Below are 21,178 nucleotides of genomic sequence, written 5' to 3'. Positions count from 1 at the left end.
CCGGCTGGCCGGCGGCCTGCTGGGCAGGCGCGGGGATAATCGCCCGCGATGCCTTTTCGAATTGCCACGTTTTTCATAGCCTCCCTTGCCGGCGCCGCGTGCGCTGCTGTGCTGACGGGATGGCACTTCGTATGGCTCGGTGCGTGGATCGGCGCATTGCTCTGGTTGCTGCTCGACGCATGGCGCGCGCAGCGATTGCTGAAAGTGCTGCGGTCCGACGTCTCGGCCTTGCCTTCGCGCGGAGCGGGGATATGGGGCGAGTTGTCGGAGCGCATTCGCAAGCTGCTGCGCGAACGCGATCAGCAGATCCGACAATCCGAAGACCGGTTGCAGGAGTTCCTTGCGGCCATTCAGGCTTCGCCCAACGGCGTGGTGCTGCTCGATGAGCAGGGCCGCATCGAGTGGTGCAACCAGACGGCCGCGGCGCAGTTCGGCATCGACGCCGAGCGTGACCTGCTGCAGCACCTGGGCAACCTGGTGCGCGACCCGGCCTTCATCGCTTACCTTGCTTCGTGGAACTACAGCCGCGATGTGGTCATCGACGCGCCTGCCGCCCGCTCGAGCGGGCAACGCAGCCACGCAGTGCGGCTGTCGGTGCAGGTGCATCCATACGCCGGCAACCGACGCATGCTGCTGACGCGCGACATTACTTCACTGGAACAGGCCGAAGCCATGCGGCGCGATTTTGTCGCCAATGTCTCGCACGAGATTCGTACGCCGCTCACGGTGCTGGCTGGATTCGTGGAGACGCTGCAGAACCTGCCGCTCGATGCGGAAGAGCGGTCACGTTATCTGGCGTTGATGGCGCAGCAGTCGACCCGCATGGAAACGCTGGTCAATGATTTGCTCACTCTGTCTCGGCTCGAGGGCAGTCCGGCGCCTGCGGCGACACAGTGGACGCGTGCGCGAGCACTGTTGGCACACAGTGAAGACGAGGCACGGGGCTTGTCGAGCCGGCTGGCACCGCTGGGGCATCGGCTCACTTTTTCGCTGGACGACGACTCGGAGATATCGGGCGCACCGGTCGAACTCCAAAGCGCCATGTCGAACTTGGTGAGCAACGCGGTGCGCTACACACCGGGCGGTGGCGAGGTGGTTGTGACATGGAAGCTGCTTCCTGATGGACGCGGCGAGTACGCCGTGCGCGACAGCGGTCCCGGCATTGCCGCGGAGCACATCCCGCGGCTGACGGAGCGCTTCTACCGTGTCGATCGCAGCCGGTCTCGCGAGACTGGCGGGACGGGGCTGGGCCTGGCGATCGTCAAGCACGTCGCGCAGCGACATGGTGCCGAGCTGCGCATCGAAAGTACGTTGGGGCAGGGCTCGCGTTTTGCGCTGGTGTTTCCGGCCAAGCGCGTGCGCGAGGCGCGTGTGACGTCAATCTGATCGGAGATCCGATCGCCCAGGGCGCAAGCTTTTGCCCATGGTCTGCCAGAGCAAGACGACGAAGAGCAAAGCCGTAACCCACAACGCCGCCGCGCTCGTCAGCCAGAACGTGAGTGGCGACGGCATCGCGGCGAAGGGCCCGAAGCCATGGAAGGCCAGCCAGTAGCTGCCTCCCAGTCCGGCACCCCACAGCAGCGCGCAATAGATGGCCAGTGGCGCGACGGCCACGCCGTAGCATCGCAGCACGAAGACACACATCGTCTGTACGGAATCGGCCAGGTGATAGGCGGCAGTCGCTAGCAGCAACACGGCCGCCATCTGAACCACCGCCGGGTTCTGCGAGTACACGGCGGGCAACTGCCAGCGCAGCGCCACCATGAGGCCGGCCACCACCAGCGAGCACAGCAGCGCCATGCCGAGCCCGGTGAGGCACGCGTGCCGTGCCTTGACCGGATCGTCGGCGCCCAACCAGTAGCTCACGCGCGAACTCGTCGCCAGACCAAGCGACAACGGCACCATGTACGCCACGGCCGTGAGATTGGAGGCGATCTGGTGCGCCGCCGACGAGACGGTGCCGAGCCGCGCGATGAACAGCGCCAGCAGTGTGAAGGACGTGACTTCGACCAGCACCGCCAGACCGCCGGGCACGCCCAGTCGCGCGAACTGCCGGAGCTGGCGCCAATCCGGTGGCTCGATGCGTTGCCAGAACCGATAGGCACGGTAGTACGCGGCGTTGCGCATCAACCAGAGCGCCAGTCCGAGCATCGTGTAGTTGACGACCAGCGTGGCCCACGCCGCGCCTGCAAGGCCCATCGCGGGCAGGCCCGCGCCGCCGAAAGTGAACCAGATCGACAGCGGCAACTTCATACACAGCGAGCCGAGCTGCAGCCAGGTCACGAGGCGCGGTCGACCGAGACTCTGGTTGAGCGTGCTGAACACGCGAAACAGCAGCGCAGGCGGGAGCGCCCAGGCCAGCACCGCGAGGTACGTTTCCACAGTGGCCTGCATCGTCGGCGGAACCTCGGTCCAGCGCAGCAACGGGCCGGGCGCCATCAACACCGCCATGCCCAGGACGATGGCGACGAGGCAAACGTAGAGCGACTGCCGTACCGAGCGGCCAACCTCGTCGGCGCGGTTGGCGCCATGCAACTGGGCCCATATCGGCAGCAGCGCCTGCAAACCGCCGATCAACGACACGTAGACGCTAATGAAGATGGCGGCACCGACGGAGAGCGCAGCCAGTGCGCCTTCTGCATAGCGGCCTGCGACGATGGTGTCGATGACCCCGAAGGCCATCACGGCCAGCTGGCCGACCAGCACCGTACCGGCGTGCGCAGCGATCACCCGCCGTTCGTTGCTGATGCTGCTCACGTCAGGGTGTGATGCGCTGGAACAGCAGCAAGTCGTCTGCTGCGCTGGTCGGGCGCCGCAAGGTGCCGCTGAGGCGCCATTGGTCCATGCTGACGATGTTGTGCAGCGTCGCGATAGCTTCAGGACTGATGAGCAGCCATGGGCAGGCCTCGCCGCCCACCAGCGGAGACAACTCGAACTGCCCGTGGTAGCGCAGCGCCGCGATGTGTTGCCTGCTCAACGCGAGCTCCGAAATGCATGCTGGCCGGCCGACGCGTTCTGCGATCGCATTCACCTGTGGCACGTAGCTGCGCGCGTAGTCGAGCAGCGGCAGCCACAGCGTCATGAGCAGCATCCAGCACAGGGCCGCGCCGCCCGCCGGCAGCACCAGTGTTTTCCACAGGGCGGCCCGATGGCGTCCGGTACGCCACCGCACCAGCCAGCACCACGCCACGGTCGCCAGCACCGCGAAGACGAAAGCCGCCGGCGAAAAAGAAGGGACGAAGCCCGGCGCCAGACGCGCGACGTTAGCTGCCGGCTTGGCAGGCACGCCGGTTTGTATCGCGATCCAGATGACCCAGATGATCAGCGCGGAGCCACTGAAGAAGAGCAGCGTGAACCAGTCGATGATGGCTGCGGCACTGCGCCGGAAGGTGGGCAATGCGAATGCCGCCAACGTCGCGAATGCGGGCAGCCCGAGCAGCAAGGCGCGCTCCGAAAAATCGGTGGTCACAGTCGCGGCCAGTGGCACCAGCATGAACAGGAGCGGAATCGCGACGTGTCGCGCGTTGAGCTGACGACGCCACCGCCACAGCGTCCACAAGGCGAGCGGCCAGGCCGGCCAGGTGAACCAGATGACGAGCTTGGCCAGACTGCGAATGTCGCCGAGGGTCGACGAGCCGGAGCGATGGCCGGGCAGGGCGATATGCCAATGCGCGAGATGCAGCCGTGCGGCGAGCAAGACTGCCAGCAACGTGATGCCCGCGATGACCCAGGCTGCAGCGGCCGAATAGCCAGTGCCTTCTGCCGCGTCATCCGCTTGACGAAACGCATCGCGGCGTCGCTCGGTGAATACCAGAGCCGATGAACCCACGCCGAGGAGCAGCGCGATCGTCGGTGCACCGCTCAGTGCCATGCCAACGGCACCGACCACCAGCGCGATCACCGCGCCGATGCGGCGAAAGGGAAGCGCCGCCACGCCATAGAACATGTGCGACACGAAGAAAAGCTGCGCCAGTGCCGGCGTCGTTTCGTGGCCGAGCTGCGCCAGGCCGAGGCACGCCAGCAGCGCCAGTAGCGCGGCATCGGCCATCGCGCGGGCGTAGTCGACCGGACGCGCCTCGCCTCCGAAGGCAAACGCCACGGGCTGCGCGCGCGGTGTGCGGGCAAGGTAGTAAACCGCGTACCAAGTGGCGGTGAAAGCGCCCCACAGCAGCAGGGCGAAAGCGATGCGCACCGCCAGATCGGGGTTGAGCCATGCCGGTGCGATCTTGATCGCCAGCGCACCGATCCAGTAAGGCAGGAGCGCAGGTGTTTCGGGCTTGAGGCCAAGCAGGGAGGGATCGAACCAGCGGGCGATACCCCCGGTTGCCCGCGCAAGTTCAGCCATGTAGCCGAAGGAGACGATGTCTGCGGTTTTCCAGGGACCGCGGCCGAGCAGGCCGGGCATCAGGTACGCCGCGCACAGCAACAGCAGCGCGATGCGCGGTAAGCGGCGCACGGCGTTCTGCGCAACGATCGCGGGCGTCGGTTGGTTCACTGAGAGCAGAGGATACGCAAGCTGGTCGAGCTTTGAAGAAGCAGTTGGTGGAGCGGCCAAGAAAAAGGGCAGCGCGGTAAACCGGGCTGCCCTCGTCTGGAAGCGCCTGCCTTACTTGGCGGCAGCGCCGGTCGTCTTGCCGAAACGGTTGCGGAACCGTTCGACGCGACCACCCATGTTGTCGACAGACTTTTGCGTGCCCGTGTAGAACGGATGCGATTCGCTGGAAGTGTCGAGCTTGAACAGCGGCAATTCGCGGCCGTCGTCGGTCTTGCCCATTTCCTTGGTGTTCGCGCACGAACGGGTCACGAACTTGAAGCCGTTCGACAAGTCGACGAACAGGACTTCCCGGTAGTTCGGGTGAATGCCTTCTTTCATGGTCTTTTCCTTTGGGTCGATGCGAGAGCCACTAGATGTCGGCACGGCGCCAAACTGCACTTTTCGCGTAGCCCACGATTATCGCATACTGCCCTGTTATCGAGTAACAGACCTCATCCGTATGATTTTGAAACCACTGCGTGTTGGCCTCGTCGGCTACGGCTTTGCCGGCCAGACCTTTCATGCCCCCGTGCTGTCGGCCGTGCCCGGGATGGAACTTGCCGCGGTAGCGAGTTCCCAAGGCGACAAGGTGGCAGCGGAGTGGCCGGGCGCAGCGGTCGTCGCGGATGTGGGAGCCTTGGTGGCGGGGCAAGACGTCGACCTCGTCGTTGTCGCCACACCCAATGCACAGCACTTTCCGGTCGCCAAAGCGGCGCTCGAAGCTGGCAAGCATGTGGTCGTCGACAAGCCGTTCACGCTGGACGCGTCCGAAGCGCGCGAGCTTGCCGCTCTTGCACAGCGCCGGGGTGTGCTCCTATCGGTCTATCAAAATCGGCGTTTCGATGCCGATTTTTTGACGCTACGCGATCTGCTCGCCAGTGGCGACGTCGGGCGGCCGGTGTACTTCGAATCGCACTTCGATCGCTTCCGGCCGGAGGTGCGTGATCGCTGGCGCGAACGGGCCGTGCCAGGCGCCGGTCTTTGGGTCGATCTGGGCGCGCATCTTCTGGATCAGGCGTTGCAGTTGTTCGGCAAGCCCGACACCTTGCAACTAGACAGCGCAGTGTTGCGCGAGGGCGCCGTGGTCGAGGATTACTTTCATGCCGTGCTGCGCTATGAACGGGGTCCGCATGCGCCGTTGCGTGTCGTGCTGCATGCGACCACGCTCGCTGCCCACGCTTCGCCGCGCTACCTGATGCATGGCACACGCGGCAGTTACGTCAAGTACGGCGTCGACTCACAAGAAGACGCACTGCGCGCAGGGCTGCGACCCGGCGGTGACGACTGGGGCATCGATCCGCTGCTCGGCGAGTTGACGCTGATGGCTGCGGGCAGTTGGGTGCAGACCAAGGCGCAGCCGAATCGGCGCGGCAACTACGTCGACTATTACGCTGCGGTGCGCGACGCGATCCTCGGCGAAGGCCCGAATCCGGTGCCGCCTGCCGAAGCAGTCGCGCTGATGGAGTTGCTCGACCTGGGCCGGCAAAGCGCAGTGGACGGCAGGGCGCTGCGGCCATAAAAAACGCCCGCTAAGCGGGCGTCTTCGAAGGCGAGGGCGTATAAGCGGATCAGCCGCCTCGACGCATCATGTCGAAAAACTCGACATTGGACTTCGTCGCCTTCATGTTCTTCAACATGAGCTCCATCGACTCGATTTCGTCCATGTTGTACATGAGCTGGCGCAATATGCGCGTCTTCTGAAGGATCTCGGGAGCGAGCAGCAGTTCTTCGCGTCGCGTACCGCTGCGGTTCAGCTGAATCGACGGGAACACACGCTTTTCATACAGACGGCGGTCGAGATGGATTTCGGAGTTGCCGGTGCCCTTGAACTCTTCGAAAATCACTTCGTCCATGCGGCTGCCGGTGTCGATCAGCGCAGTGCCGATGATCGTCAGCGACCCGCCTTCTTCGACGTTTCGCGCTGCGCCGAGGAAGCGCTTGGGCCGTTGCAGTGCGTTGGAATCGACACCGCCGGTGAGCACCTTGCCCGACGACGGCACGACGTTGTTGTAGGCACGTGCCAGACGCGTGATGGAGTCCAGCAGGATCACTACATCCTTCTTGAGTTCGACCAGGCGCTTGGCGCGCTCGATCACCATTTCGGCGACGTGCACGTGGCGCGCAGCCGGTTCGTCGAAGGTCGACGCAATGACTTCGCCCTTCACCGTGCGCTGCATTTCGGTCACTTCTTCAGGGCGCTCGTCGATGAGCAGCACCATCATGTGAACGTCCGGGTAGTTGGCGCTGATCGCGTGCGCGATGTGCTGCATCATCACCGTCTTGCCGCTCTTGGGCGGGGCCACGAGCAACGCACGCTGTCCGCGGCCGATGGGCGCGATGATGTCGATGATGCGGCCGGTGATGTTCTCTTCGCCCTTGACGCCGTCTCGCTCGAGCTTCATCTGTTCCTTGGGGAACAGCGGCGTCAAGTTCTCGAACATGACCTTGTGCTTGTTTTGCTCCGGCGGGCCGTCGTTGACCTTGTCGAGCTTGGTCAGCGCGAAGTAACGCTCGCCGTCTTTGGGCGTACGCACTTCGCCTTCGATCATGTCGCCGGTGTGCAGGTTGAAGCGCCGCACCTGGCTCGGGCTGATGTAGATGTCGTCGGTGCTGGCGGTGAAGCTGGTGTCCGGGCTTCGCAAGAAGCCGAACCCGTCGGGCAGGATTTCGAGGACGCCGTCGGCAAAAACCTGTTCGCCGGCCTTCGCGCGCTTCTTGATGATCGCGAACATCAGCTCCTGCTTGCGCATGCGGCCGACATTTTCGATCTCAAGGGCTTCGGCCTGCTTGAGGACTTCAGACACGTGGAGTGCCTTGAGTTCGTTTAAGTGCATGGAATGACCCCTCGCGGGGAAATCTGACTGGAAAACTAAGAGGGGGGGGTTTGATGTGAAGCTAGAGGCGCATCACAAACCGGGGAAACTTCAACCTGCGAACCGGGCGCCGTGGCGAACCGATCACTTGCTGACGATTATGCAGCAAATTAAGCGGGCAGCGCCTTGCGCGCCACCCGCGTCGAAAATCACGCCAGTTGCTGATCGATGAAAGCGGTCAATTGAGCTTTGCTCATGGCGCCGACTTTGGTCGCAGCGAGTTGGCCGTCTTTGAACAGCATCAGCGTCGGAATGCCACGAATACCGAACTTGGCGGGGATGTCGCGGTTCTCGTCCACATTCATCTTTGCGATCTGCAGCTTGCCTTCATAGGTTGCGGACACCTCGTCCAGAATGGGCGCGATCATCTTGCACGGACCGCACCATTCCGCCCAGTAGTCCACCAGCACAGGTTTGCCCGACTTGAGCACGTCGGCTTCGAACGAAGAATCGGAGATATGTTTGATGAGGTCGCTGGCCATGTGGTTTCCTTGTGCGCAGAGAGAGTTTTGGTACAGCTAAAGTGAGGTTTATTGTGACAGAAACCAAGTAGCGGCGCGCCGCGCACCGAGGCTATGGCAACGATAGCCAAAGCTTGCCGAAACCGCCTCAAGTCGTTTCAAAACTCCAGTGAATTCCCGATACAAAAACATGACCGACGTCCATCCGATTCGGGCTTTGTGGTGCAACGCCTCCAACGGTGTCATCGCTCGCATATCGCACCATCTGGCGAGCCGGCGAGTGCATGCGGCGCGCACGGTCGTGCTCGTGCCCTATGCGCAGCTCATGGGGGTCGCGCGAGATATGTGGGCGGAGGTTGCGGGTGCCGGATTCGCGCCACGCTTCGAGACCACCCGCAACTGGGCGAGCGACACCGGTGGCTTCTTGCCGACAGGCTACGACATCGCGTTCGACATGGCGCGCGATCTTGTCACGGCGCAATCGTTGTTGATGCAAGCTGGCTTCGGCAACGAGCGCCTTGCGCTCTCAGGCCGCGTCGTCGAACTCGCGATGCAGTTGGCACCGCTGGCTGCGGCCGAGTTGCCGCAAGACCGCGCTGTGTGGTCGCAACGTGTCGATCGTGTTGCCGATGCAGGTCACGAGTCCGAATGGTTCAAGATAGAAGGCGCGCTGATTCGCATCGCTATCGTCTGGGCGGCCACGTCGGCCTACGCAACCGATGTGCTGTTCAGCGATGCGGCACGCAAGCAGGTCGATGCGCTCATCGTTCTCGACGGTTATCAGACCGATCCGTTGACTCAGAAGCTCGTCGCACTATGGGGCGACAGTGCTGTCCACATGTCACTGAAAAACGCTCCGTTATCCGATGCGCAAGCAGAGGCGCCACCCGCAGCGGCGTTGCACGTCGCGCTCGACCCCGAAGACGAAGCAGCACTGGCCACCGCCTGCGTGTTGCGTCATCTGGCGGAAGGCCGCGCGCCCGTCGCATTGATCGCCACCGACCGCGCCTTGACGCGCCGTATCGGCGCCCAACTCGCTGCTCAGGGTGTGACGACGCACGATGAAACCGGGTGGAAACTTTCCACCACGCGCGCTGCTGCGACGCTGATGAGCGCGCTGCGTGCTTGTGCGCATGACGCGACGAGCGATCAAGTGCTCGACTGGCTCAAGAGCGCGGCCGACACGAGCGCGGAGTCGCCCGCAGACTCATCGATGCTGCAACTGCTGGAGGCCAGGATGCGACGTGAGGGCCAGCGCGACTGGCTCGCTTGGTGTGCCCATCTGGCGCGCAGGGAACGCGAGCAGGATCTCGCTCTACTCACTTTCACCGAAGCCATCGAGGCGCGTCGCGCGCCGATGGCACGCGCCCGTCCGCTGGGCGACTGGCTCCGCAGCCTGTGTGAACTGTTGAGAGCAGCAGGGCAATGGGACGCGCTCGCCGTCGACATCGCCGGGGCGAAGGTGATCACTGCTTTGTGGCTCGATGACGGAGGAAGCGACGGTGGCGAATTCGATGGCGCGCGGCACACGCTTGCCGAGTTCACCGCGTGGGCACGCGACGTTCTCGAAGATGGCAGCTTCAAGCCAGCGACCGGTGGGCATGCGCCTGAGGTCGTCGTACTGCCGCTGCATCAACTGCTGGGCCGTGCCTTCGGCGCCATCGTGATGCCGGGCTGCGACGATAGGCGCCTTCCCGCATCACCCGAACCACCGGGCAACTGGACCAAAGCACAGCGCGCCGAACTCGGCTTGCCTTCACGCGAAGCACTCGAAGCGGCGCAACGTGCCGCATGGGTAGCTGCCCTTCGCAATCCGTCGTGCGAACTGTTGTGGCGCCAGTCGGATGCCAGCGGGGAGCCAGTGCGGCCCAGTCCGCTGGTGCAGGCCTTGCAGTTAGATCACGCTGCAAGTGTGGCAACCGATCCGCGCACTGTGCGTGAAGTGCCGTTGAACCCGACGCTGCGTCCGATGCCCACCGGCGAGCGGTTGCCCATCGAAAACATCTCGACCAGCGTGTACGAAGACCTTCGCCGCTGCCCTTACCGCTTCTTTGCCATGCGGCACCTCGGCTTGCGCAGCGCCGACGAGCTCGATGCTGAAGTCGACAAGCGCGACTTCGGCAACTGGCTGCATGCGGTGCTCGGGCACTTCCATGAAGCGCTGCAGAAAGCGCCGACAAGCGATCTCGCTTTGCGAAAGTCGATGCTCGCGTCGGCCCAGCACGGGGCCACGCAGGAATTCGGCCTGTCGGAAGCGGAGTTCCTGCCCTTTGCCGCGGCATGGCCCGCCGTGCGTGATGGCTACCTGTCCTGGCTCACGAAGCACGAGGCCGACGGCACCGTCTTCGTCGAGGCCGAGCCTTGGAAGGAGCAGCGCCTGGGCAACCTCAAATTGGTCGGCCGCCTCGACCGAATCGATCGTTCGCCCGACGGCCGAGCCTTTGTCATCGACTACAAAACCGAGTCGGCCGCCAAGACCAAAGATCGAATCAAAGATCCGACCGAAGACACGCAACTCGCCTTCTACGCCGCACTGGTTGCCGACGACACATTGCGCGCGGCCTACGTCAACGTCGGCGAAAAGTCGTCGGGTACGCAGACTGTCGAGCAAGACGAAGTGGTCGACGCGCGCGATGCACTGGTGGCAGGGCTCATCCACGATTTCGAACGGATTGCCGAGGGCGCAGCGTTGCCTGCGCTCGGCGAAGGTGCGGTCTGCGATCACTGTTCGGCGCGCGGCCTCTGCCGCAAAGACTTCTGGGAGCTCGCGGCATGAGCGCGCCTGCGTACGGACGCAACGGCAAGCCCGTCACCCGCGAAGCCTTCTACGCGGTTGCCTGCGACCCGCGCCGCTCGGTCGCGGTCGAGGCATGCGCCGGTGCCGGCAAGACCTGGATGCTGGTGTCGCGCATCGTGCGTGCCTTGCTGGAGCAGGGCGATGGCGCGTGCGAAGCGCACGAGATCCTGGCCATCACTTTCACCAAAAAGGCGGCTGGAGAAATGCGCGAGCGGCTCGATCAGTGGCTCGAAGATTTCGCGCAGCGCACGCCTGACGAACTGGTGGGCGAACTGATCGTGCGCGGCGTCGAACCAGCCGAAGCTGCGGAGGCTGCGCCGCGCTTGCAAAGCCTCTACCGCCGATTGCTGGACGGCGGTCGACCGGTGCAATTCAGGACCTTCCACGCATGGTTTGCGGGCCTGTTGCGCAACGCGCCGCTGGCTGTGCTGCGCGACCTGAAGCTGCCTGCCAACTACGAGTTGCTCGAAGACGATGCAGAGGCGCGCGCGCACACCTGGCGGCCCTTCTTCGAAGCGTTGACCGAAGACAAAGACGCGCTCGCCGACTACTACGCGGTCGTCGCAACCCATGGCCGTTCGCAGGCCACGAAGGCGTTGGGCGAAGCGTTGACGCGGCGCGTGGAGTTCGCGCTGGCCGATGCTGAATCTTCGGTGCAGCACTTCGGCACGCTGTACCCGGCGCTGGCCGGCTTCGATTCGCCGACACATGGCTTGCGCGGCGACTTCGTTCGACAGCAGTGGTTGGCCCGCGCTGCCACGTTGGGCCGTGAAGCCAACAAGACTCCGCAGAAGGCCGCGGAAGTCATCGTCGATGTGTTCGGCTCAAGCCCACTTGAAGACGAAGCATTGCCAGGCGTACTGACACGCTTGCGCAAAGCATTCTTCGTCGCGACCGAAGACCGCCTCAACAAGAACTTGCAGAAATACGCGGCTGCGCAAGAGGCCGAAGCCGATCTTCAGTTGCTGTGCGCCGCCGAGGCGCAACACGCCGCGTGGCTGTACCAACAGCGCATGACGCGGCTCACCCGCGTGCTACTGGCCTCCTTTGCCGCGGTCAAGCGCGCGCATGGCTGGGTCGACATGAACGACGTCGAGCAGGCCGCGCAGATGCTGCTCGGCGAGTCGGCCTTGTCGGGCTGGGTGCAGGAGCGTCTCGACGCACGCATCGCGCATTTGCTGATCGATGAATTCCAGGACACCAACCCGCTGCAGTGGCACGCGCTCTACAGCTGGCTGAGCGCTTATGGCGGCGCGGTGGGCCGTGCGCCGCGCGTCTTTATCGTCGGCGATCCGAAGCAGAGCATCTATCGCTTTCGCCGCGCCGAGCCGCAAGTCTTTATCGCTGCCAAAGCATTCGTCGTCGACGTGCTGGACGGCGATCGGCTCGATTGCGATCACACGCATCGCAATGCACATGCGGTGGTCGGCCTCGTCAACCAGGCGATGGGCGCGGCGCAGGAGGCCGGTGAGTTCGATGGCTACCGCGCGCACACGACCGAGCGCCGCGACGATGGCGAAGTGCTCAAGCTGCCGCCGATCGGGCGCGATACGGTGAACGGTGCGGCCGCTGCAGCACCGGCCGACGACGGCATGCTGCATTGGCGCGACAGTCTCACGACCCCGCGGGTGCTGCCCGAAGAGCAACTTCTGCAAAAGGAGTGCGAGCAGGCCGCGCGCTGGATAGCGCAGCGCATCGCCGATGGCACGCCGCCGAAGCAAATCATGGTGCTGGCCCGTCGCCGCAGCCGGCTGGCTGCCATGCAGGATGCCCTGCGCGAGTTGCACATCCCGACGCAGCAGCCCGAGAAGAATGAACTGCACGATGCGCCCGAGGTGCAAGACATCGTCGCGCTGGTCGATGTGCTGGTTTCGCCGGCGCACGATCTTTCGTTGGCGCGCGCGCTCAGGTCGCCGCTGTTTGGCATCGGCGACGACGACCTGGTTCAACTGGCACTGCGGCAGCGCGCGCAGCCCGGTATGGCGTGGTTGGCGCTGCTCATGGGCGATGACTTGCCTGCTGCGCTCGCACCACTCGGCGAGCGGCTGCAGCGCTGGCAGACTTTGCTGGCGACACTGCCGCCGCACGACGCGCTCGATGCGATCTATCACGACGGCGATGTGCTGGCCCGTTTCGGTGCCGCGGCACCGGCAGCGTTGCGCCAGACGGTGCTCGCCAATCTGCGCGGGCTGCTCGCAGCATCGCTTGAAATCGATGGCGCCCGGTTTGCCACGCCTTACGGATTGGTGCGTGCGCTGCGTGCCGGGGGCGTGCGTGCACCGGCTGTGACAGCGCCCGATGCGGTGCGGCTGCTGACCGTCCACGGCGCGAAGGGCCTCGAAGCCGACAACGTTGTCCTGCTCGACTGCGACGCCGCAGCGCCACGCTCGCAAACGATGGGCGTGCTGGTCGAGTGGAAAGGCGGCGACAGCAAGCCGACGCGCTTCGTTTTCATGGCCAGTGAGAAGTCGCCGCCGGCCTGCGCGACACCGTTGCTCGAAGAAGAGCAACGCGCACGGCATCGTGAAGAGCTGAATGGGCTCTATGTGGCGACCACGCGAGCCCGCGAACGCCTCGTGCTGTCGGCCGTCGAGCCGGCACGACAGAACGAAGGCAGCTGGTGGGTGCGCCTCGAACGCGGGTGCACGCCGATCGAGGTAGATGAGCCGCTGGCGATGCCGATGGCCGCTGTCGGTACGGTGGGCAGCTTCACGCTCAAAGAGTCTCCGATTGAACACAAGGTTCAGGCGAATGCGGCCGTCGCCACAGTCAAACGGGCTGCCGCTGTCGATGTGCGCGCCGCAGCGTTCGGCGAGGCGATGCATCGGCTGCTCGAGTGGGCCGTGCCCGGCGAGCCGCTGCCCGCTGCCCACGTGAGAGCGGCAGCGCGCGAATTCATGCTCGACGCCGCGCAGGCACGTGACGCGGCCTCGTTCGCGCAACGCATCCGTGCTGGTTCGGGTGCGTGGGCATGGGACGAGCGCATGATCGACTGGCACGGCAACGAGGTCACTCTGGTCCATGAAGGCGAGCAATTGCGCATCGACCGACTGGTGCGCCATCGAGAAACCGGTGCCTGGTGGGTGCTCGACTACAAGTCCACGGCGCACCCCGAACGCGATGCCTCGCTCATCGCGCAGATGCAGCGCTACCGCGTTGCCGTGCAAAACGCCAACCCCGGTGTCACGGTACGCGCCGCGTTCCTCACCGGGCAGGGCGAACTGGTATCCCTTGAATGAGTGTTGAAAAAAATGTTGTCGTCATCGGTGGCGGCCCTGCAGGCTTGATGGCCGCCGAGGTATTGAGTGCAGCCGGTGCCAAAGTGCAGCTGTACGACGCGATGCCCTCGGTCGGGCGCAAGTTTCTGTTGGCGGGAAAGGGCGGCTTGAACCTGACCCACTCCGAGCCTTTCAACATTTTCGCGAGCCGCTTCGGTGATCGCCGCGCGGCGCTCCAACCGATGCTCGATGCGTTCGGGCCCGAACAGTTGCGCGCGTGGGCGCTCGGTCTCGGCGTCGAGACTTTCGTCGGCACGTCGGGCCGTGTGTTTCCGACGAGCATGAAAGCCGCACCGCTGTTGCGCGCATGGCTGCATCGGCTGCGCGCTGCGGGCGTGCAGTTTCATATGCGACATCGCTGGCTGGGCTGGGCCGGTGAAGAAAGCGGCTTGCTCCGCTTCGCAACGCCGGGCGGCGAAACCACCGTGCACGCGGCTGCCGTGGTTCTGGCACTCGGCGGTGCGAGCTGGTCGCGACTGGGCTCCGATGGCGCTTGGGCGCCGTGGCTGAAGGAACTTGGTGTCGATGTCGCGCCGCTGTTGCCATCCAATTGCGGCTTCGACATTGGCTGGAGCGAGTATTTTTCGACGCGGTTCGCGGGGCAGCCGTTCAAGTCGGTCGCGATCGAGTTCACGGATTCGCAAGGCCGACGCTTCGCCCGCAAAGGCGAATTCGTCGCGACTGCGACCGGCATCGAAGGCAGCCTGATCTATGCGGCTTCTGCGCTGCTGCGCGATGAAATCGCGAAGGAAGGGAGCGCAACGCTGACCCTGGATTTGCTTCCGGATCGCACGGCAGGCCAGGTGCTGGCTGCGGTAACGCATCCGCGTGGCGCGCGGTCGCTCAGCAGCCATCTGAAAAGCCGCCTCGGCCTGGACGGCATCAAGGCTGGCGTACTGCATGAAGTGATGACGCGTGAAGCGATGCAGGTGCCCGAACAACTGGCCGCGGCGATCAAGGCCGTGCCATTGCGGCTGGTCGCCACTCGGCCCATCGACGAGGCGATCAGCAGCGCTGGCGGTGTGCGCTTCGATGCACTCGACGAGCGGCTGATGGTCAAGGCACTGCCAGGCGTGTTTTGTGCTGGCGAGATGCTCGACTGGGAGGCGCCGACGGGCGGCTACCTCATGACCGCGGCGATGGCGAGTGGCGCTGCCGCGGCGCTGGGCGCGTTGGACAGTCACAACTAAAAGGAGCGCTCGAGTCGCTCGGGACTCGAGGCATTTATGAGGTTGACGAGCCTTACCCCCGGCACTGACTACGCAGTTAGGGCTGCTTGGTTCCCCACCTGACCCGGTTGGCCACTTCACCATGCGGGGAGGCCCGTCAGCCTTTATTGTAGGCCACAGATTTCACCGGACCCTCTGCAAGGTTTAGATGGCCGCATGGCGAGGGTAGCTCGGGAAGCGCGCACTGTGCCGCCCTAAAATAACGCGATGTCTTATCTCGTGCTCGCCCGCAAATACAGGCCCCGGACCTTCGAAGAAATGGTCGGCCAGGAGCATGTGGTGCAAGCGTTGGCCAATGCGCTGACGACACAGCGGTTGCATCACGCCTATCTGTTCACCGGCACCCGCGGCGTCGGCAAGACCACCGTTTCCCGCATCCTGGCCAAGTCGCTCAATTGCCAGGGGTCGGACGGGCAGGGCGGTATCACCGCGACGCCGTGCGGCGTGTGCCAGGCCTGCAAGGACATCGACGCCGGTCGCTTCGTCGACTACACCGAGCTCGATGCCGCGTCGAACCGTGGTGTCGACGAAGTCCAGTCGCTTCTCGAGCAGTCGGTCTACAAACCGGTGCAGGGCCGCTTCAAGGTCTTCATGATCGACGAAGTGCACATGCTGACCAACACCGCGTTCAACGCGATGCTGAAGACGCTCGAAGAACCGCCCGAATACCTCAAGTTCGTGCTTGCCACCACCGATCCGCAGAAAGTGCCGGTCACCGTGCTGTCGCGTTGTCTGCAGTTCAACCTGCGCCCGATGGCGCCCGAAACCATCCTGGAGCATCTGACCAGCGTGCTGCAAACCGAAGCGGTGCCGGCTGAAGTGCAGGCGTTGCGCTTGCTGGCCCGTGCCGCCCGTGGATCGATGCGCGATGCGCTGTCGCTCACCGATCAGGCGATCGCATTCGGCAACGGCGAGCTGCTCGAAAGCGGCGTGCGCACGATGCTGGGCAGTGTCGACCGCGGCCATGTGTTCAAGCTGATCGAGGCGCTCGCTACGGGCGATGGCAAGACGGTGGTCGACACTTCGGAAGCGCTGCGCCGCGACGGCATGTCGGCCGCGTCCACGCTGGAAGAAATGACCGCGGTGCTGCAAGGCATGGCTGTCGTTCAAGCCGTTCCGTCGCGCACCGCATCGACCGTAAACGATGCGACCGATCCGGATGCCGCCGAGACCGTGCGCCTCGCCGCGTTGATGCCGCCGGATGAAACGCAGTTGCTCTATAGCTTGTGCCTGCACGGTCGCGGCGAACTCGGGCTGGCGCCGGACGAATACGCGGCGCTCACGATGGTGCTGCTGCGCCTGCTGGCCTTCAAGCCTGCGGAAAAAAAAACTCTGAATGAAGCGTTGCCGGCAGAGCATGCAGCTTCGATCTCCAGTGTTGCGACCGTGGATGTTGTGGAGGCAACGCTAGCGGCAAGGCGGGCTCTCACATCGCTCCCGATACGGCAGATGACCGAGCGCCCGCCTGCGTCACCCCCCATATCCTCCCCCGCGCAGAACGCAATCGCGACGCCTCCCGGTCAACGGCTGGCCGTCGTCACTTCGCCCTCGCGAAGCGTGGAAGGACGAAGTCCCGCCGCGGCCTCCGGCGCGATGCAGGGCCATGGCAATGCCAATGGAAATGGCCATGGCCAGGAAAACGCCAACGTCGTCGCAGTGCCGATGCGTGTCCAGCCGCCACCGAGCCAGCGCGACACCCCGCGCGACGATGTCAATGCGTCGTCGCCACCCATTCCCTCCAGCGAAGACGGCGACTTCTGGCATGCCACGGTCACGCAGATGGTCGTTGCAGAAGCTGTGACCGCATTGACTCGCGAGCTCGCATTGCAATCGCAACTGGTCGCGCGCGACGTCGACCAGTGGCTGCTGCGCGTCGAGCGCGAATCGCTCAACCAGACATCGACCCGCGACAAGCTGCAAGCCGCACTGGCTGCTCTCGGCCACGGCGTTGCGATCTCCATCGAAATCGGCGTGGTGATCGACAGCCCCGCGCGCCGCAACAAACAGGTCGCGGAGGCGCGCCAGCGTGCCGCTGAAGAGGCGATCAACAGCGATCCGGATGTGCAGGCGCTGATGCGCGACTTCGACGCGAAAATCGTCCCCGGAACCTTGCGGCCGGCATAGCCACAATCCAATCCATTCAATCATTCCAACCACCAGGATCAAACGATGTTCAACAAAGGACAACTTGCCGGCCTCATGAAGCAGGCGCAGGCAATGCAGGACAACCTCAAGAAGGCACAAGACGAGCTCGCCACGATCGAGGTCGAAGGCGAGTCGGGCGCAGGCTTGGTCAAGGTGCTGATGACCTGCAAGCACGACGTGAAGCGCATCACCATCGACCCGAGCCTGCTGGCCGACGACAAGGACATGCTCGAAGACCTCGTGGCCGCTGCATTCAACGCCGCGGTGCGCAAGGCGGAAGAGACGAGCGAGCAGAAGATGGGCAAGCTCACCGCCGGCATGCCCGGCCTGCCGCCCGGCATGAAGCTGCCGTTTTGATGCACGTCATCGGTGGCTGATTCCAGCTCGCTCAACGCGCTGGTCGACGCGCTGCGCCGCCTGCCAGGCGTCGGCGTCAAGTCGGCTTCGCGCATGGCGTTCCATTTGCTACAGCACGACCGCGAGGGCACGCAGATGCTTGCGCGCGCCCTGCAGCAGGCGGCCACGCAAGTGCGGCACTGCGATCGTTGCAACACCTTCACCGAGGCTGACATCTGCAGCGTCTGTCTGGATGCGCGTCGCGATCCCACCAAGCTGTGCGTGGTCGAAACACCGGCCGACCAGGCTGCGCTGGAGCGCACGGGCGCTTTCCGTGGTTATTACTTCGTGCTGATGGGCAAGCTCAGTCCGCTCGATGGCATCGGCCCCAAAGACATCGGTTTGCAAAAGCTGTTCGATCGCGCGCTCGACGGTACGGTGAGCGAGGTGATTCTCGCGACCAACTTCACGGCAGAAGGCGAGGCCACAGCGCACGTCATCGGTGAGGCGTTGAAGCAACGCGGCCTGCGCGTGACGCGGCTGGCGCGCGGCGTGCCGGCAGGCAGCGAGCTGGAATACGTCGATCTCGGCACCATCGCGCATGCACTGGTCGACCGGCGCTAGAGCACGCACGACCTCGGCTTTTTGGCGAACGCGGCGATTCTCTTCGTCGGCCAGCAGAGAGCTTCTTGCTTACGTAAAAACCCGCACGGGATGTTCCCGATGCAGGAGATAAGGGCCGGCCCCAAGCTCACTGCATGCTCAATCGCCGTCTCTTCACTTCTGCAGGCGCGTTGGCCGCTGCGACCATCGCAGTGCCCCGACTGCACGCCCAACCCAAACTCGAAAAAACGAAGGTGTCGATTGCCGTCGGAGGCAAGGCTGCGTTCTATTACCTGCCGCTCACCATCTCCGAGCAGCTCGGCTACTTCAAGGCAGAGGGCCTCGAAGTTGAGATCTCCGACTTCGCGGGTGGCGCACGCGCGCTGCAGGCAGTCGTCGGCGGCTCTGCCGATGTCTGCTCCGGCGCCTTCGAGCACACCATCAACCTGCAGGCAAAGAACCAGGCTTTTCAGTGCTTCGTGCTGCAGGGCCGCGCGCCGCAAATTGCCGTCGGTGTGTCGACCAAGGCGATGCCCAACTACAAGACGCTGGCCGACCTGAAGGGCAAGAAGATCGGCGTCTCTGCGCCCGGCTCGTCGACCAATATGGTCGCAAACCTCGTGCTGTCGCGCGGCGGCCTGAGGGCGACCGACGTGAGCTACATCGGCGTCGGCGTCGCGGCTGGCGCGCTCACCGCGCTGCGCTCGGGCCAGATCGACGCGATCAGCAACACCGATCCGGTGATGACCATGCTCGAGCAAAAGGGCGACGTGAAAATCATCAGCGACACGCGCACCCTCAAGGGTACGCAAGACGTGTTCGGCGGGATGATGCCCGCGGCCTGTCTCTATGCATCGATGGAGTACATCCAAAAGAATCCGAACACCTGCCAGGCGCTTGCCAATGCGATCGTCCATGGCCTCAAGTGGCTGCAGACCGCAGGGCCGGGCGACATCATCAAGACCGTGCCGGAGGCCTATCTGCTGGGTGACCGCGCGCTGTATCTCGCGTCGTTCGACAAGGTTCGCGAATCGATCGCGATCGACGGCATCGTGCCAGCCGATGGACCCAAGACTGCGCTCGCCGCCATCGCCAGCTTCGACACCAGCGTCAAGGCCGACAAGATCGACATCGCCAAGCTGTACACGAACGAATTTGCCAAGCGCGCGAAGGACAGGTTCAAAGCCTGACTTTCGAGCGTCCAGCGACCCGGCTTCGGCCGGGTTTTTTCTTTGTCGGCACCGCGAACCACGATGCCAAAATCCCCGTCATGTCCGAATACGCTCTCGAACTTCTCGACATCTCCTGCACCTTCAGATCGAAGGACGATCCGGGCCAACGCTACACCGCGGTAGCCGACACCACGCTGCGCATCAAGGCCGGCGAATTCGTCTCCGTCGTCGGGCCGACCGGCTGCGGTAAATCGACACTGCTCAACGTCGGCGCCGGGTTGTTGACGCCTTCGTCAGGCGTCATCAAGGTGTTCGGCGAACCACTGGTCGGCATCAACAAGCGCGCCGGCTACATGTTCCAGAGCGAAGCGTTGATGCCCTGGCGCAGCACGCTCGACAACGTGATGGTCGGCCTGCAGTACCGCGGCGTGCCCGATGCAGAAGCCAAGTCGCAGGGCAATGCATGGCTTGCGCGCGTCGGTCTCTCGGGCTTCGGAGACCGCTATCCCCACCAGTTGTCCGGCGGCATGCGAAAGCGTGCTGCGCTGGCGCAAACGCTGGCGCTCGACCCCGACATCATCCTGATGGACGAACCTTTCAGCGCGCTCGACGTGCAGACGCGACAGCTGATGGAAAACGAGGTGCTCGCCCTGTGGGCGGCCAAGAAGAAGGCGGTGCTCTTTATCACGCACGACCTGGACGAAGCCATCGCGATGAGCGACCGTGTCGTGGTGCTGTCTGCCGGACCGGCCACACACCCGATCGGCGAGTTCAACATCGACCTGGCGCGGCCGCGTGACGTGGCCGAGGTGCGCACGCACCCGCGCTTCGTCGAGCTGCACACGCAGATATGGAACGTGCTGCGCGACGAGGTGCTCAAGGGCTACGCTCAACAGTTGAAAAAGGCGGCGTGATGACCTTGAAGCCGAACGAACGCAACGCGCGCTTCTGGCAGCTAGCCCTGCTGGTCATCATTCTCGTCGCGTGGCATGTGGCCTCGCGCAATCAGCAGTTCGCCTTCTTCCTCGGCGAACCGATTCAGGTGGCAGGGCGCATCTGGAGCTGGTTCATGCCGTTCAACGTGCCGGCGAACCCGCTCTTTCCCGATGGCCTGAAAGGCAACGCCGACATCTACCTGCACCTCGGCACCACGTTGATCGAAACCGTGCTGGCCTTCTTCATCGGCACTGCACTTGGCCTGGCGTGTGGACTGTGGCTCGCGCTGGCACCGACCGCCAGCCTCATCCTCGACCCTTACATCAAGGCCGCGAACTCGATGCCACGCGTGATCCTCGCACCGATCTTTTCGCTGTGGCTGGGCCTGGGGATCTGGAGCAAGGTCGCTCTGGCGGTCACGCTGGTGTTCTTCATCGTGTTCTTCAACGTGTACCAGGGTGTGCGCGAAGTGAGTCCGGTGATCCTGGCCAACGCCCGGATGCTGGGCGCCAACCAGCGGCAGTTGCTGCGCACCGTCTACCTGCCGAGCGCGACCAGCTGGGTGTTTTCCAGTTTGCACACCTCGGTGGGTCTGGCCTTCGTCGGCGCGGTGGTGGGCGAGTATCTAGGGTCGGCGCGTGGCGTCGGCTACTTGATCTTGCAGGCTGAAGGTACCTTCGATGTCAACACCGTGTTCGCCGGCATCGTCGTGCTCACTGCCTTCGCACTGGTGCTCGACGGCATCGTCGGTCTGGTGGAGAAGCGGCTGATGAAGTGGCAGCCCAGGAGCGGCGAGACCGAGAAGCTCTGAGAT

The 21,178-nt window shown here is 64.1% G+C and carries 16 protein-coding genes and 1 other RNA gene; 11 read left to right on the top strand and 6 right to left on the bottom strand.

What is annotated here, in order from left to right; all coding sequences use genetic code 11:
• Positions 1–48: 48 nt before the first annotated feature.
• Positions 49–1,386 (top strand): phosphate regulon sensor histidine kinase PhoR, encoded by a 1,338-nt coding sequence (gene phoR / locus QN397_RS08210; RefSeq protein ID WP_323500629.1) that lies wholly within the window; start codon positions 49–51, stop codon positions 1,384–1,386.
• Here the strand turns inward: phoR and QN397_RS08205 are convergent.
• The 3 genes from QN397_RS08205 to QN397_RS08195 all read right to left on the bottom strand — a co-directional run bounded on the left by QN397_RS08205 (position 1,378) and on the right by QN397_RS08195 (position 4,873).
• Positions 1,378–2,748 carry an MATE family efflux transporter gene (locus QN397_RS08205; protein WP_323500641.1) on the bottom strand — a complete coding sequence of 457 codons (1,371 nt, stop codon included), beginning with the start codon at positions 2,746–2,748 and terminating at the stop codon, positions 1,378–1,380. The genes phoR and QN397_RS08205 overlap by 9 nt on opposite strands.
• A gap of 10 nt (positions 2,749–2,758) precedes the next feature.
• On the bottom strand, positions 2,759–4,495 hold the full coding sequence (locus tag QN397_RS08200; protein ID WP_323500628.1) for a hypothetical protein: 1,737 nt from the start codon (positions 4,493–4,495) through the stop codon (positions 2,759–2,761).
• Positions 4,496–4,606: 111 nt separating this feature from the next.
• The gene (locus tag QN397_RS08195; protein ID WP_187051683.1) at positions 4,607–4,873 is read right to left on the bottom strand and encodes a type B 50S ribosomal protein L31; all 267 of its coding nucleotides are present in this window, start codon (positions 4,871–4,873) and stop codon (positions 4,607–4,609) included.
• Positions 4,874–4,994: 121 nt separating this feature from the next.
• On the opposite strand from QN397_RS08195, the gene QN397_RS08190 reads away from it, so the two are divergent.
• Complete coding sequence (locus tag QN397_RS08190; RefSeq protein ID WP_323500627.1) at positions 4,995–6,053, top strand: oxidoreductase; 1,059 nt, start codon at positions 4,995–4,997, stop codon at positions 6,051–6,053.
• 49 nt (positions 6,054–6,102) lie between these two features.
• Here the strand turns inward: QN397_RS08190 and rho are convergent, their stop codons facing one another.
• Positions 6,103–7,368 (bottom strand): transcription termination factor Rho, encoded by a 1,266-nt coding sequence (rho, locus tag QN397_RS08185; protein WP_187051685.1) that lies wholly within the window; start codon positions 7,366–7,368, stop codon positions 6,103–6,105.
• Between the two features lie 188 nt (positions 7,369–7,556).
• On the bottom strand, positions 7,557–7,889 hold the full coding sequence (gene trxA, locus QN397_RS08180) for a thioredoxin TrxA (protein ID WP_187051686.1): 333 nt from the start codon (positions 7,887–7,889) through the stop codon (positions 7,557–7,559).
• Positions 7,890–8,058: 169 nt separating this feature from the next.
• Between trxA and QN397_RS08175 the strand changes: the two genes are divergently transcribed.
• From QN397_RS08175 to QN397_RS08165, 3 genes are read left to right on the top strand one after another with little or no spacing between them, the layout of a single operon-like run.
• Entirely contained in the window at positions 8,059–10,644 is a 2,586-nt protein-coding gene (locus tag QN397_RS08175; RefSeq protein ID WP_323500626.1) for a PD-(D/E)XK nuclease family protein, read from the top strand.
• Positions 10,641–13,904, top strand: a complete 3,264-nt coding sequence (locus tag QN397_RS08170) for a UvrD-helicase domain-containing protein (protein ID WP_323500625.1) — start codon at positions 10,641–10,643, stop codon at positions 13,902–13,904. Before QN397_RS08175 ends, QN397_RS08170 begins: the two co-directional genes overlap by 4 nt.
• Complete coding sequence (locus QN397_RS08165) at positions 13,901–15,133, top strand: TIGR03862 family flavoprotein (protein WP_323500624.1); 1,233 nt, start codon at positions 13,901–13,903, stop codon at positions 15,131–15,133. Before QN397_RS08170 ends, QN397_RS08165 begins: the two co-directional genes overlap by 4 nt.
• A 41-nt stretch (positions 15,134–15,174) precedes the next feature.
• On the opposite strand, the gene ffs is transcribed toward QN397_RS08165, so the two are convergent.
• Positions 15,175–15,271, bottom strand: an RNA gene (ffs, locus tag QN397_RS08160) — signal recognition particle sRNA small type.
• Positions 15,272–15,379: 108 nt separating this feature from the next.
• On the opposite strand from ffs, the gene dnaX reads away from it, so the two are divergent.
• The 6 genes from dnaX (at position 15,380) to QN397_RS08130 (ending at position 21,175) form a co-directional block, all read left to right on the top strand.
• The gene (dnaX, locus tag QN397_RS08155) at positions 15,380–17,296 is read left to right on the top strand and encodes a DNA polymerase III subunit gamma/tau (RefSeq protein WP_323500623.1); all 1,917 of its coding nucleotides are present in this window, start codon (positions 15,380–15,382) and stop codon (positions 17,294–17,296) included.
• Between the two features lie 45 nt (positions 17,297–17,341).
• A complete protein-coding gene (locus QN397_RS08150) occupies positions 17,342–17,674 on the top strand; it encodes a YbaB/EbfC family nucleoid-associated protein (protein ID WP_323500622.1) in 333 nt (110 codons plus the stop codon).
• A 12-nt stretch (positions 17,675–17,686) separates the two neighbouring features.
• Entirely contained in the window at positions 17,687–18,277 is a 591-nt protein-coding gene (gene recR, locus QN397_RS08145) for a recombination mediator RecR (protein WP_323500621.1), read from the top strand.
• 134 nt (positions 18,278–18,411) lie between these two features.
• Positions 18,412–19,446 carry an ABC transporter substrate-binding protein gene (locus QN397_RS08140; RefSeq protein ID WP_323500620.1) on the top strand — a complete coding sequence of 345 codons (1,035 nt, stop codon included), beginning with the start codon at positions 18,412–18,414 and terminating at the stop codon, positions 19,444–19,446.
• An 80-nt stretch (positions 19,447–19,526) separates the two neighbouring features.
• A complete protein-coding gene (locus tag QN397_RS08135; protein ID WP_323500619.1) occupies positions 19,527–20,342 on the top strand; it encodes an ABC transporter ATP-binding protein in 816 nt (271 codons plus the stop codon).
• Entirely contained in the window at positions 20,342–21,175 is an 834-nt protein-coding gene (locus QN397_RS08130) for an ABC transporter permease (protein ID WP_323497772.1), read from the top strand. Before QN397_RS08135 ends, QN397_RS08130 begins: the two co-directional genes overlap by 1 nt.
• Positions 21,176–21,178 lie beyond the last annotated feature (3 nt).

This window comes from Variovorax sp. RTB1 (genome assembly GCF_035018765.1).
In the GTDB taxonomy this organism is placed as follows: domain Bacteria; phylum Pseudomonadota; class Gammaproteobacteria; order Burkholderiales; family Burkholderiaceae_C; genus Variovorax.
This window is presented reverse-complemented; position numbering and strand designations above follow the sequence as displayed.